General features: G+C 40.4%; 14 protein-coding genes. 11 read left to right on the plus strand and 3 right to left on the minus strand.

The window, feature by feature from the left end:
* From RMY00_RS33355 to RMY00_RS33375, 5 genes are all read left to right on the plus strand, one after another.
* On the plus strand, positions 1-457 hold a 457-nt coding region (locus RMY00_RS33355), incomplete at its 5' end, for a hypothetical protein (protein WP_322651646.1).
* A gap of 106 nt (positions 458-563) precedes the next feature.
* Entirely contained in the window at positions 564-1,958 is a 1,395-nt protein-coding gene (locus tag RMY00_RS33360; protein ID WP_322651647.1) for a hypothetical protein, read from the plus strand.
* Positions 1,959-2,198: 240 nt separating this feature from the next.
* A complete protein-coding gene (locus RMY00_RS33365) occupies positions 2,199-2,408 on the plus strand; it encodes a hypothetical protein (RefSeq protein ID WP_322651648.1) in 210 nt (69 codons plus the stop codon).
* Between the two features lie 170 nt (positions 2,409-2,578).
* Positions 2,579-2,932, plus strand: a complete 354-nt coding sequence (locus RMY00_RS33370) for a hypothetical protein (RefSeq protein ID WP_322651649.1) — start codon at positions 2,579-2,581, stop codon at positions 2,930-2,932.
* 282 nt (positions 2,933-3,214) lie between these two features.
* The gene (locus RMY00_RS33375; protein WP_322651650.1) at positions 3,215-3,859 is read left to right on the plus strand and encodes a hypothetical protein; all 645 of its coding nucleotides are present in this window, start codon (positions 3,215-3,217) and stop codon (positions 3,857-3,859) included.
* A 202-nt stretch (positions 3,860-4,061) separates the two neighbouring features.
* Here the strand turns inward: RMY00_RS33375 and RMY00_RS33380 are convergent, their stop codons facing one another.
* Positions 4,062-4,406 (minus strand): hypothetical protein, encoded by a 345-nt coding sequence (locus RMY00_RS33380; RefSeq protein WP_322648959.1) that lies wholly within the window; start codon positions 4,404-4,406, stop codon positions 4,062-4,064.
* A 658-nt stretch (positions 4,407-5,064) separates the two neighbouring features.
* Here RMY00_RS33380 and RMY00_RS33385 point away from each other — a divergent pair.
* From RMY00_RS33385 to RMY00_RS33410, 6 genes are all read left to right on the plus strand, one after another.
* A complete protein-coding gene (locus RMY00_RS33385; RefSeq protein WP_322651651.1) occupies positions 5,065-5,580 on the plus strand; it encodes an AbfB domain-containing protein in 516 nt (171 codons plus the stop codon).
* A 425-nt stretch (positions 5,581-6,005) separates the two neighbouring features.
* Entirely contained in the window at positions 6,006-6,182 is a 177-nt protein-coding gene (locus RMY00_RS33390) for a hypothetical protein (protein ID WP_322651652.1), read from the plus strand.
* Between the two features lie 154 nt (positions 6,183-6,336).
* Positions 6,337-6,969, plus strand: a complete 633-nt coding sequence (locus tag RMY00_RS33395) for a DNA-directed RNA polymerase subunit alpha C-terminal domain-containing protein (RefSeq protein WP_322651653.1) — start codon at positions 6,337-6,339, stop codon at positions 6,967-6,969.
* 33 nt (positions 6,970-7,002) lie between these two features.
* Entirely contained in the window at positions 7,003-7,182 is a 180-nt protein-coding gene (locus tag RMY00_RS33400) for a hypothetical protein (protein ID WP_322651654.1), read from the plus strand.
* Positions 7,183-7,773: 591 nt separating this feature from the next.
* Positions 7,774-7,998, plus strand: coding sequence for a tyrosine-type recombinase/integrase (locus tag RMY00_RS33405; RefSeq protein ID WP_322651655.1), 225 nt, complete (start codon positions 7,774-7,776; stop codon positions 7,996-7,998).
* A gap of 161 nt (positions 7,999-8,159) precedes the next feature.
* Entirely contained in the window at positions 8,160-9,272 is a 1,113-nt protein-coding gene (locus tag RMY00_RS33410; protein WP_322651656.1) for a WG repeat-containing protein, read from the plus strand.
* A gap of 449 nt (positions 9,273-9,721) precedes the next feature.
* Here the strand turns inward: RMY00_RS33410 and RMY00_RS33415 are convergent, their stop codons facing one another.
* Entirely contained in the window at positions 9,722-10,042 is a 321-nt protein-coding gene (locus RMY00_RS33415) for a hypothetical protein (protein WP_322651657.1), read from the minus strand.
* 942 nt (positions 10,043-10,984) lie between these two features.
* Positions 10,985-12,187, minus strand: coding sequence for a choice-of-anchor tandem repeat NxxGxxAF-containing protein (locus RMY00_RS33420; RefSeq protein WP_322651658.1), 1,203 nt, complete (start codon positions 12,185-12,187; stop codon positions 10,985-10,987).
* Positions 12,188-13,315 lie beyond the last annotated feature (1,128 nt).

Consider the following 13,315-nt stretch of genomic DNA (forward strand, 5'->3'; position numbering starts at 1 on the left):
AGTCAATTCTACTGCGATCGCTATTTCATCAATACCAACTAAGCTTTCCTCTAATCCTGCCTCCACTCCCGCTTCCACGATCGCTCCATCAGTTAACCCATCCCCTAATTCATCTATATCTCTCTTACTTGCCATCGCTACTGATAATCAAATACTCTACATTGATCGTGGTATCCCCCAAAACTGGAATCCTCCCTACCACCTTCGCAATGCTTATGCTAATGCTGATTATCGCCTCGAATTCCTCACTGCCTCCGATTCCTCCATCCTCTCACCTGTTGAAAACGCATTAGTTAAAACTTTTAAACCTCCTTTTAACTTTAAAACCAAAACTAATCTAGACGCGCATATAGATGTAGATGAACCGTTCCAGTCCACTGCTCCTCATTCTGCTTCTATTCCTTTACATCTCTTTGATCGCATCCGTATATTTTATTTTCTGGAAGTCCCTTGGTGACAAATAATTTTTCGTTATAGTCAAATAATTCGTCGCTCTACAGCATAATAGCTTCCATTAACTCTACCAACTGACCATACTAATCTGAATTTAGAGGATTTTAATTATGCCTAGATTTACGGTTCCACCCAATTTCACAGGCACTGCTAGTAACGACACAATAGTAGGGGAAGATTTAAATAAATTTCCAGGAATTGGGATTGATATTTTAACTGGAGGTTTCATTTTTACAGGCTCAGGAAAGAACACCATTAAAGGCAACGGCACTGGCGGTAAAGGGGCTGATGGTGCTATCGGTAAGAATGGCAGCGAAGGCGGTGCTGGAATCGGCATCAGCAATAATGGCAATCTGAATGCTGGGTCGGGCGACGACGCTATCATTAGCAACGGTATTGGGGGTCTTGGAGGCAACGGCACGGGTGAGCCTACTGTTTATTCTGGCACTAATGGCGGCGGTGGCGGTGCAGGGACTGGCATCAGTAACAGTGGCAAACTGAATACTGGGTTGGGAAACGATACTATCATCAGCAATGGCACTGGCGGCAACGGCGGCAACGGCGGCGGTTACTTTCCCTTTGGCGGCGGCGGTGGATTTGGGACTGGCATCAGCAACACTGGCAAACTGAATACTGGGTTGGGCAATGACACGATCACTAGCACTGGTCAGGGCAGCACTGGTGGTGGCAGTCGCTATGGCAGCAGCGGTGGATATGGGACTGGCATCAGCAACACTGGGCAACTGGATACCGGAGACGGAAAAGACACGATCGCAGGCATCGGTATTGCCGGCATTCCCGCTGATGGGGTTGTACCCGGCACTGGCGGTGTAGGGACTGGCATCATTAACAGTAAGAAACTGGATACCGGAGACGGAGAAGACACGATCATAGGCACTGGCACAGGTACTGGCGGCCCCAGCAGTAATGGAACTGGCGATGGAATTGGCATCCAGAACATGAAAGGTGCCATCATCACCACAGGGCAGGGTAACGACACTATTACTGGTTCTGGCAAAGGTTTAGCCTCCAACCTCATCGTCATAGGCATCTCCAACGATGGAGTAATTGATGCTGGGAATGGTTGTGACATCCTTACCGGACAGGCTACAGCAACAATTGGTGGTGTTGCTTATGGCATTTATGGAAAAGGAATGATTAAAACTGGTGATGGCAATGACAAAATCAGAGCCACCAGTACCATCAATAAAGTTCAGCAAAAAGTTACTATTGGTGGCGGTATCGGTATTGATCTAGGCACTGGAAATGACTACTTCAAAGGGTTTGGTACTGGAACTGTGGATGGTGGAAAAGGTTTTGATACCTTAGACCTCAGTGCTTTCAATCGCTCTGAACTCACTTTTTCTGGTGTAATTTCAGGCAATGCCCTAAACCCAGCTAACATCAGCTTCAATAACAATAAAAATGTTATTACACTCTCCACAACAGGTTTTGAGAATTTTATCTTTGCAGATGGCTCTTTGGACTACAGCACTTTGATCTAAACTAAGGGCTATACTTCAAACTCCTGGAATTGCTTTGCAATATACATTTTGGCAGTTTTTGACCCCTATTTCTTCAAGCTTTGTGAGAAATCCGGGTTCACAACCTTAACTTGTGACCAATGAATACCATCTGATCTACCAGTTGTAAATTCCTTGATTGGAATTGTCCAAACCCGAAGTGTAGTTAGATCATACCGGAGCAAAGCAATTTACTTTACTTTAAATCAAGAGTGAAGGCTCATGAACAACCAACCAAATCAAAAAAGTTACACATCACAAGAAACGCTATGTCCGATCTGCGATTCACAGAATTTTACTTGGGGTCGTACTGTTGGAGAATCAGCAAATCTCTGGGTATATTTTCGTGCTGATCAGGCTGGATGGGGAGGAGGTGAAAAGCTACGGGCACGTAAATGCCTTAATTGTAATAATGTTCAGTTATTTACATAGGATTAACTGGTAAGTAGCTACCAGTATCCATTAGTGAACAAATACTTGGCATTACTTACCACCGCCAGCAGTTGCCAACTTGCTATAATTTTGGCGAACGAGCCAATCAGTTGCACCTACATGAACTGCTGTGGGCAAGGTTATCGTATACGGGGAGATATAGCATAACGATGAAAAAGACCTCTGAACTTCCCTTAACCTTCAGAGATATAATTCCCCACATTCACATTGGCCAATGCTATTACAATGCCCTGCTCGTGGCTGACATTTACCCTGAAATTGAATATGTGGAAGGCTGGGTATTTAACGGCGAGGAGTGGATACAACACGCCTGGAATCAGCTCAATAGTGAAGAGTTTGATTTAACTTACCAAATCCATCTACCCCATTTATTGTACTGTGATCGCCGCATTGAATTAGCTGGAAAGCTCGAAGATTTAGAATCGAATGGCTATTCATTTGAAACAGGGTTTGCACCTTTGATTCAGCAGCGCTATCGAGTGGTTGCACAAAATCTCTTGTGAATTTTTTCCCAGTACTGAGAATGGTAATTTTACCCACTGCGAATATATTTCATCTCATATCTCCTAGAATCGGTTTGCATTAGTTCCGCTACAAATTCCTATATCTATTGAATGCTTTCTCGTCACACCTGGGACGACAGACGTGAACATCTCTGAAGGCTTTGTAAACTTTGAAATTCTGAATGATTTTTTATCTAAATTAAAATTTTATACATAGCTATAATATAAGCCTCCAACAAGAGCTAATCACTATCAACAAAATATCTACAGGAAGTAAAATCGATGAAAATCACAAATACTTTGAAAGGAAAAAGCAAGGAAATTTGCAGCTTGTTAGTGTATGTGATAGCTGCTACTCTGATCACGTCGCCGTTGGCGTTCGCCGCCTCCCCCTTCCAGGCGGGTCAGGGGACAGTTAACACGAAATTCAAGAGTACTGCCGATTATGCCAGTGGATGCACAAATCATAATAATACGCCTACGTCGTGTCTCAATGCGAATTCTTACGATGACTTGAACGGCGTGTCGCAGGGTTACATTAATGTTTCTATCTACTCTTCTGATTATAGTTATAGTTCTATCTCTTGCTCTGGAACCGCATACGCGGGCATTGTTTCCATTAATCCGATCAACGGGAACACGACTGTCAAAGCCACGCTCAATCCTTCAGATCCTTCATGTTCTAACGAAAACTGGAACGCCGGGCCAGTCACGGTGGATCTTTCCGGCACGTATACAAATGACGGCAACCGCTACTCGAGTAGTGGCAAAGTAACGCAATACTTCAGCGGGGGGACAACATACAAGTCCGACTCTAAAGAGGACTCCTTTCAAGAGACATTTACTGGCTCCATTACAGGCTTTACCACTCCTTTTACAGGTGAAGTCTCTGCGTACCGCAATACCAGACGTGAGCAGGTGAAGTAAACTGCTTGTGGGTACTCCTCTGGGCAAAAAGAAACCCATCGAACTGATTCATCCACAAATGCGATCGCACTATCAAAGACAAAACAAAGGGCGATCGCACTCCTAACCTAAAAGCTCTGCTAAATCACTTCTATAGAACCCATTTGATATCTATACAGGAGGGCAATCGAATTTGGCTGAACTACGAGCTAAGTTACAAATTTTATAGATTGATCGTCAGGATTTTTTTCTTGCTTTTTTTGTCGCTCAACACGACTGTATTGTAGGGTAATGTATCCGTTAAGAGCGGAATTGGCAGCCTAAAACTGGGGCTTTTATGATCGAGTTCGCCTAAATCAATGCTTTTCTTTATATTGCCATCTGTTGCAAGATTTGCGGTAAGTTCGCCTTTATAATCTTCAATTAAAAAGTCTCTAAAGAAAACGACTGCCCCACCCTCAGGATCTATACCAAGGATGACCGTACCGCTGAAAGTTGCGCCTTTTCGTTCTTCATCAACCGTTGCCACTGGGATTTCCGAGGGGTCTTGACCGGACATATCTGCCATAAACTTTTTTCTCTTGCGAATTCTCAACAATTGAAAATGATTTTACAAGAGCGCTATGGGCGATCGCAAAACTCTCAGGACGTATTTCTGCATCGGTCTTGCAAATGTATAGCTAAGTTACTTCTGGTTATACGCCTAATTGGAAGATTGAGTAGGGATGAGTAGGGGCTCAAAGCGATCACGAAGCGTTGCTGCAAAGCAGATCGCATCGCAGAAACCTGATAGAGGGGAGACGTTGAGAAGTTTCCGGATAACTTGATCCGACCTTGCCTCGGCAGTAGAGTAGGGCGGTAAATATGCAGGGTAAATCACACCAGTTACACCCATTCTTGAGTTGATAGAAGATACCTTCTCGTGAGTGCGATGACGTTACAGCCTGATAAATCTCTCAAAGCTTGGTTAGTCACAGCCAAGCGATCGCTTCTGCGGCTTGGTGCTAAATGCTTTACTGTACGAGCTTTTGCCTCGATGCCGTCATAAATATTGAGGTAGCTACGCAAAATACCTGTAGCAGCTACCTTGTCACAGTGTTATAAATTGTGACGAATAAGAAGTGTGTGGGGATATGTTTCTACTAAGTGCATAAGTCAGAAAATGCATCGTACTAAATAATATGGATGAATAAACCATTGCAAAAAGCATCCAAAGGATTGTAACCATGAAAAAAGCTTTTTCTGCACTAGCAATGATCCTATCAGCGCTCCCTATATCTATTTATGCGTCAATCACTCCTGCAATTGCACAGCGAATTTCTATAAAATCATACAATTACCCTAACCAATACATTCGTCATAAAAATGGAATTGGCGAGATAAGCGACATTTCAAGTGTTCTAGACAGAGCAGACGCAACATTTATACAAAAGCCTGGATTAGCATCTGCTAACTGTGCTTCATTTGAATCATCAAATTTTCCAGGTTTGTTCTTAAGGCATTCATTTGGTCAAATTGTATTAAATATTAATGACAGCAGTGACTTGTTTAGAAATGATGCGACATTTTGCTTTAAACCAGGACTAGCAAATTCAAGCAATTCACTTTCCTTTGAATCATATAATTTTCCCACTTACTATATACGACACAAATACGGCAAGCTATATATTGACCGCTTCGACAGTGATCCTTTATTTCTAAAAGACGCCACTTTTAACATAGTGGCTCCGTTGAATCCATAGCTGTGACCAATACACCCCTACCGGGTGGCTAAGAGGTTTTTTTAATAACGAATTAGGAGAAATTATTGAGAAGACCAAAGTCCCAAACGGTAGGGTAAAAACTGTTAGATACTATTATCCTGAATTTAGTGTAATAACCATAACAGGAAGTTTTGAATAAATATTTATGACACCAGAAAACAAAGAGGTATTAAAAGTTTAATTGTATTAAAACGATAATGTAAACCCATCAATCCAGTTCTTACCACAATCATTACAGAGCAACGCCACTGCTTGTAAGTAGTCCTCTGGTTTTAGGGAATAGGCAATGAAGAGAGGGGCGATGCCTTCGGCGGCAAGCTACGCACTTCCAAAGATGCCACAGTTTTTACCACTGAAATGAAGAGGAATATGGGGGAAAGGGCGATCGCTATCTCATGTAATAAGTGTTATGGGTATTAGTAGTATCGATACCCCATGACCATTACACCGTTGCTAATTCCTTGGCTCGTATTGCCTCAGTCAGTTGGTTTTTTGTCACAGTGATGTCACCTGTGGCTAATAATGGTGTAGAGATAGCAATTGATAAAAACCTAGAAATTGATGCTAATAGTCTTCGTTAGTGAAAATGATTTAAGTTCTGGGCAGTTATTGGATGAATATTACTCTTTCGTAGGAGAGAGATTTATCTATTTCGTGAGCAGGATGAATAAGTCAGGTAATGTAGATATTAATTTAAAAAATTAAGTTTCAATTTTCGCGTTAGAAGATTTTTATATGGATGACTACGATCAGGAGCCTATTGTAAGCTTCCGTGTGCCACATTCTGTTGTCGAAAAGTTAATTACAGAAGGCAGATTGAAGCCTAACCATATAAAGTCAGAGTTATCCAACCTAATCAAAAATGACTGGTTAGCCTCTGTTGATGCTGGTATAGAACTGAATGTGAGTGTAAATACTGTTTATGAGCAATTAGCAAAAATAGATAGAGTTCTAGAAATACTTGAGGACAATAAGCCGAATGGCGTTGTTGATGCCAATGTAGACAGTGTTGATAAAATTAGCTTCCCTGAAAGCTCCGACACAATCTCGCCGGATAATCAGCTTGTAGAAGTTGCTAACAGTAATGTACATCCCGTAGAGGAAATAAATGGGGATAATACACCTGTAAGTGTTGTTGATGAAAATAGTATTGAGTCATTGAATCTGAAAAGAAATACTTATACGGCACTTCTCGATGCACAAGTTAATACAATAGAAGATTTAAAGAAATATAGTGTCACAGGCTTGCGAACGCTGAAAAATCTGGGAAATAAATCTGTATCTCAGATAGTTGAAGCATTGCTCTTCCGAGGGATTGAATTACCAGAGTTACCAGACCCAGAACCGGAACACACACCTTCTCTCTGAGCAGTGATTCTGAAAGCTACACGCTAGGACTTGATGAGCCGTTTTCAATATCGCAGTGTCAAAAACGTTGTTGGTTGTGGGCGGGAATCTCGGGAAATGGATTTATCTCGACATCACACCAAAAACTTTTACTGTAAAGCATTCGACCCCAGATTAGCCCAAAAGTGCGATCCCACTATCAGAGACAAAACAAAGGGCGATCGCACTGACTAACCTAAAAGCTCTGCTAAATCACTTCTATAAGCTAAATAATAGGGCTTGCGGTTGTAAAAAGTTGTAACGGATTTGGGAGGGTTGTAACGAGTTGGGAAGGGTTAACTAGGCATAGTTGGGGGCTGTTTATTTAATTCCTTTATAAGACTATCTGCGAGATTTACAGCATCTTCTGCTATATCATTTGACCTTCCGTTTGGGTTGCTTAATAATCCAGCGACTATCTGGGATGCGAAATACTCTCTTTTTGTTAACCCACCTTGATTTATTGAGGTTTCTGAGTGTAAGGGAAAAGCGAAATCATTGCCTTGTGTAGTTGCGAGAATCATTTTTTTTTCAAAATACTGCTTACTTCATTGTTCCTTATTTCGGATTGGTATAGAGATAAATCACTTCTTACGCTTTCTGTAGATGGTGCTAATGGTGTAGCAAGGCTGATCGCACCTTGTTCGCCGTATGCCTGTTTAGTGCTTGTAGAATCCGTGAATGCTGTACGCTACAAACTCAAGACATTTACACACCCAAGGGTAACGTTAGACCGCAGTTTGTCATCAGAAAGTCAAACACTAAAGCGCAACCAGAGCTATACCAGTGATTGAAAATTTACGGCGGCTATTGGTTGAATACTACCCACTGGCAGGAAATGATTATCTGTTTCCCGGTCGCAGTGATGGACACATCAGCGAAGACTCAGCCGCTAGGATTTTGAGAGGAGCTTGTCAGCAAGTAGATATTTTTGGGGTGAATAGTCATAGCTTTAGAAGGACTGCTTTAACTCAGATGAGTAATGCTGGTATACCACTGAAAGTTATTTAGGAAATCTCAGGGCATCGGAACTTGTGTCACCAGTTAGGGAAGATACCGATAAATATGAACTTCAAAACAAGCTGCTGCTTTCAAGCAAAACCAAGGGTAAGAAGTAGAATTAAGTCATTACCTTTGCTTTACAATACACGCAGAAATTTAAAAACAAAGAAATGAACGTGAAAAAAGGCAAAATCGCAACTTTGTTTGCGATCACTTATCTCATCTTCATATCTGGATGTGGTGTCAGTGGATATATTCCTGAGATTTCTGATGAGACTGTGAAGTTTTCCATTATTAAAACCAATGATGGTGTCGGCTTTATTAATGAAGCAGGTCAAGTAGTTATTAAACAACAGTTTCTAGAAGCAAAGCCTTTTTCTGATGGCTTGGCAGCTGTAAGGGTTGGAGAACGTTGGGGTTTTATCAATCATAAAGGTGAGTTTGTAATTGTTCCTAAATATACTAATGTTCGTCCGTTTTCAGAAAAACTAGCATTAGTTTATTTAGAAGGAAACTCATTTTTCTTTATTGATCAACGAGGGAATGTGGTAATTGAATCCAAACCTAATTGGAGCTTTGATGGGGATTTTAAGGAAGGGTTAGCTCCTATAGTAGTTAAAGGCAAATCGGGTTTTATTAATACTAAAGGAGAGATCGCAATTGAGCCTAAGTTTGATAGTGTTAGAAGTTTTTCTAATGGCTTGGCATTTGTAAAAGTTGGAGAAGGTCTTCAAGCATTGGTAGGGTATATCGATCACTCAGGAAAATTAAAAATTCCCTTTGAATCCTCATATTGGGCTGGAACTGACTTTGTGATGAACAGAGCTATAGTTATTAAATATAACTCGAACACTAGCGAGGAAATTATATTAATCGATCAAACCAACAAGGTGCTAACAAATCAACTCAAATTGACTTGTGGTACTGATTTTAACAGTCTTGACAAGGGTGTTGCAGAAGGATTAATACCAGTACGCTTAAAGTTAGCTAATCAAACAAAAAGTTTATCACAATGTAGCTATATTGATATGGAAGGAAAGATTGCTATTCCCTCTGATCCTAAGATCCAAGAAGCAAAACTCTTTTCTGAGGGGTTAGCATCTGTAAAAGTTAAAGGCAAATGGGGCTACATCAATAGAAGTGGTTTGATAGTTATTCAACCAAAATTTAACAGCGTGTCACCTTTCAGAAATGGACTAGCTTATGTAAAGGTTAATGCAGCTAGTGAAGGTTTTATTAATCATTCTGGACAGTTTGTCTGGCAACCTGTAACTTTTAAATGAGAGCGATCGCTCTTAAGCTAATGTCTGAGTTTTGTCCGAAACAGTTGTAGAGCGACGAATTATTTGACCGCAGCGACAAATTATAAGTCAAGTTCTTCATGCCTGTAAGCTTTACTGTTAGGGCAGGGTGGCCGCATCATATCAACAAAAGAATTATATTCTCAACAAGCTCAAAATTAGTCGCATTAATCGCTACTTATTGACACAAAATTAGCGATCGCTTTAAGCCTTGGAAACTAAACCAAACGAGAAATGCTGATTTTGTTGTTGGTTCTTAACCTTGGTTGTGATCAAGAGTAATTTAGATGCGTTTGCCCTGACTCTTAGGGCATCTAATTTTTAGGATTTCTAATATGAAGTTGTGAAATCGCCTGGATTAGCGATGCAGAAGGATTTAGATTGGTGACAAATAATTTTTCGTTATGGTCAAATAATTCGTCGTTCTACAATTATCTTGATAGTATTGACACTGATGTTGTTGTTGTTGTTGTTTCCCCATCAGATACAGATACAGTTACTGGGACTACGACTTGCTCCCGGCGGGATAGACCGTTAATGAAGTCTTCCGCAACAGACCCTACAGCACCTCCAACTAATCCTCCTGCAATAATACCAGCTAGTCCTGCTTTAGAGCCGATATAACTACCAGCAACAGCGCCAACAATACTTCCAAATAAATTACCTCCAACTACAAGTTGAGATTCTGACTCAGAGAGTTCTTGGAATCCGAGTTCTTTAAAATTAGATAAATCAGACAATATGTTACTCATATCTATGCTCCTTAATTTTTGAGAAGCGATTTACAATTGCTGTAGTTTGCAATTGTTAAAGCAGTGTCAGCAATGCTTTTAAACTTATTAATACTGTACTAAGTGCTGTTAATTGCTGTACTATAACATTATTTAATACATTTACAATCATTAACGATGCAATGAAGCACTTTTCAAGACATCGGGGTTAAGCTGTCTCAGAGTATGGCTTGGGAGCGTACTACACAGGCTTGCTTGCTACGGTTTTCTAAACTCCAATTGGGCGAAGTGGTCTTGCACTAATTTATTGTAGAGCGACGAATTATTTGACCGCAGCGACTTTCTTATAAGTTAAGTTCTTCATGCCTGTAAGCTTTACTGTCAGGACATCCAATTTTTAGGATTTCTGACATGAAGTTGTAGAAATCGCTTGGATTAGCGATGCAGAAGGATTTAGATTGGTGACAAATAATTTTTCGTTATTAGTCAAATAATTCATCGCTCTACAAATTCCCAACGTTGGGAATTTTAGCGCTCTTACATTTCCATAGTTGGTTATGGCTTCTGCAATAATGCAAAATTTTGCACCCCATCCCGATCGGGAACTTTAGCCATTGCATTATAAAGGCGATCGCCGCGCTCCTGGTTGTCCCCAAGTGCTGGATAATGTCTGACAATACTTTAAACATAGTGCAAGTTTTTTACACTATTAAAACAGCAACGCATCATGAGCAATGAGTCATTTTTCCAGTCGACTGGAAATTTTCACCAGGAGGCAAGCAATTATATAGCTTCTCATGCAGGGTTTTTTAGCCGAGTCAGGAGGGTGACTTCCTGGCTTAGGCATCCAGCTATTCAGCCTCTAAGTTCAGCAAGCTTTTACTTGAAATCACAGTAAAGTTAAATTGCTCCGAATCAAAGCAACGGACGAGTGCTTTTATTTTTTGGAGAGCCAAAAGCTGTTTATTTTGTTGTTATTTTTTGTTTGAGATTCCTTTTAAGGGCTAGACCTGTACCTAGAGTGCCTAGAGCTAGTAAACCTAATTTAGAAGTCGATTCAGGAATTGATGTCGAGACTGGATCGGCACGTAAAACAACATTTCTCGAATTATTATTACTATCCCTAATCGTAGCAAAGAATGAAATTTGTCCGAAATTATTGAGACCTCCATCAAAAAAAAGATTGGTTACAGTACCATCCAAAACAGAGTCACCTATGCCAATTACTTTATCTGCAATCGGGTCTGAACCTGTAAAAATACCATCAACAGAAGCATTTGCCGCCCCATTTCGTAATGTTCCATTGAAAGCTACTTGATTATTGTCATTAATTGTGGGTCTAGTAAATCTACTAAAAGAGCCACTGGTGTTAGCAACAGTAGTCGTTGTTTCACCATTGCCTATAAAAACTCCTTCTTCCCCACTGTCTAGAGAGGCTTTAAATGCAACAGCATTTTTGTTATTAATGGAAATATCGGAAAATCCACCAGAGAAAAGACTAGTATCATCAGCAATAGTAGTAATTAACCCATTTTGAATTGTGAACAGACCTTGCGTTCCATCTTTTAACGAAGCTGTAAAAGCCACTACATTATTGTCGTTAATTGCCGGATCTTGGTTGAAAAACCTAAATTGCCCACTAGTGTCTACAACAGTGGTTAAAGAACCACCGCTACCAGTAACAATTACAGTGCTATCGAAGCTCCTAAAAAGCCTGAAAACTAATATATTATTGTTATTAAATGCATTGGGTGATAAATTTAGAGTAAACAAACCATCGCTTGATGTAGCAACAGTTCTAACTGTCTCACCGTTACTTATAAAAAGACCTTCTTGAGCTTCAATAGCAGCATTTCCGAAGCCTACCGTACCACTGTTGTTAATTGCTACACCGTTAAAAGAGTTTCGTGGATCGGGGGCGACAACCGGGCTAATTGCTCCACTGTTACCAGTGAAGATACCTGTACCTGAAGGTGTGTTGGCAGCAAAAGCTACTGTACCATTATCATTTATAGGGCCACCTCCAACATCAAAAAAGTTTTTGTTGTCAACTTCGGCGATTTTTGTAAAAGTAAATGTGCCTGCATATACCGATTTCACTTCTATCGCTATTAGACTGACAAAGATACTAGCTATAGCAGTAAAAAACTTTGGGTAAGTATTCATGACAATCTCACGTTATTAGATAAAGTTTTTGACTGAATAATCATCTCATTTTACGTCAATCCATAAGATTATTTTTTGGAGTATCGCTTATGTCAACAACAGCCATCAGCAGATAACTCCAAGCTCGGCGATCGCTTTCCCGTTGCTAACTAAATAATTACTCTTGAGGGGGGGATAAAAACAGACTAAATTCCTGCTTAAAATCAAGAGAATTCTTCTCTTCACGATATACCGTGATATTAAATCCGATCCTCGTAAGAGCGATCGCTTTTCCGGAATGTGGGAAAAATCGTGCCTCCACTACTCTCGATAATTAGGGTTTTTTAATTGGGGTGATCGCCCTTCCCTGATCGGTAAACAACGATGTCACAATTGATCTCAATCATCTACCTTGATAACCAATTGCTGCGGTTTAAGGGGAGCGCTTTTTTGTACCCCCTCAGCTTGTAGTGCTAAAATCCGCCTCAAGTTATCACTACAAGGAGTAACCTCCAAGCCTTGTACAGACTGGTGTATAGAGATATAGATATTTGCCAAACTTATCAATGGGTGTGAGATTGGGATTTTTAGGGGTGTGAATGATAAGCCCTGCTTAATTGAGGTGTGTGGTTCACGAAGTAGCAGGTGTTTGGGAGAATGGTTATTGTCGGATTTCCAGTCTAAAAATCAGCCAAGGAAATTGAACGAGGAGCGATCGCAGAAGCAACCAGCACCAATATTTAACAAACCTCCATCAAGCTATTGCCTATTGTAGCTTCTGAGGCTTTTGAGGGTTTATAAATCCTTTCTAAATTCCCAAAATGGGAAAAATAATTAGCATAGGTTTGGAGTTTAGGTTTTTGATGTGCTTTCTATTGTAGTGAGAAAATTTTGCTTATTTTCTCACTACATTTGTCCCAAATCTCCTCACAAAAGGCAATCACCACACCCTAGAAATTCAACACTACTGGATATAAATCCTGAACAAAACATTTTTCCAAAATTGGGAATATTCACCAAAAATCCCTCAACCAATCTGGAAGAGGGATTATCTATAGCGACCTGCAATACTACTGAATCTCAGGACTTCAGTGGGTAAGTCCTACTTAAATTCAGCAACGCTGCTAATAGTTGAAGTTTTTAGTGATA

Source organism: Nostoc sp. ChiVER01 (assembly GCF_034531155.1).
Classification (GTDB): Bacteria; Cyanobacteriota; Cyanobacteriia; order Cyanobacteriales; family Nostocaceae; genus Nostoc.

Excerpts from the sequence above, each read along its gene's own strand:
- RMY00_RS33360 (WP_322651647.1), top strand. The coding sequence starts at position 564 with ATGCCTAGATTTACGGTTCCACCCAATTTCACAGGCACTGCTAGTAAC.
- RMY00_RS33365 (WP_322651648.1), top strand. The coding sequence starts at position 2,199 with ATGAACAACCAACCAAATCAAAAAAGTTACACATCACAAGAAACGCTA.
- RMY00_RS33370 (WP_322651649.1), top strand. The coding sequence starts at position 2,579 with ATGAAAAAGACCTCTGAACTTCCCTTAACCTTCAGAGATATAATTCCC.
- RMY00_RS33375 (WP_322651650.1), top strand. The coding sequence starts at position 3,215 with ATGAAAATCACAAATACTTTGAAAGGAAAAAGCAAGGAAATTTGCAGC.
- RMY00_RS33380 (WP_322648959.1), bottom strand. The coding sequence starts at position 4,406 with ATGGCAGATATGTCCGGTCAAGACCCCTCGGAAATCCCAGTGGCAACG.
- RMY00_RS33385 (WP_322651651.1), top strand. The coding sequence starts at position 5,065 with ATGAAAAAAGCTTTTTCTGCACTAGCAATGATCCTATCAGCGCTCCCT.
- RMY00_RS33395 (WP_322651653.1), top strand. The coding sequence starts at position 6,337 with ATGGATGACTACGATCAGGAGCCTATTGTAAGCTTCCGTGTGCCACAT.
- RMY00_RS33400 (WP_322651654.1), top strand. The coding sequence starts at position 7,003 with ATGAGCCGTTTTCAATATCGCAGTGTCAAAAACGTTGTTGGTTGTGGG.
- RMY00_RS33410 (WP_322651656.1), top strand. The coding sequence starts at position 8,160 with ATGAACGTGAAAAAAGGCAAAATCGCAACTTTGTTTGCGATCACTTAT.
- RMY00_RS33415 (WP_322651657.1), bottom strand. The coding sequence starts at position 10,042 with ATGAGTAACATATTGTCTGATTTATCTAATTTTAAAGAACTCGGATTC.
- RMY00_RS33420 (WP_322651658.1), bottom strand. The coding sequence starts at position 12,187 with ATGAATACTTACCCAAAGTTTTTTACTGCTATAGCTAGTATCTTTGTC.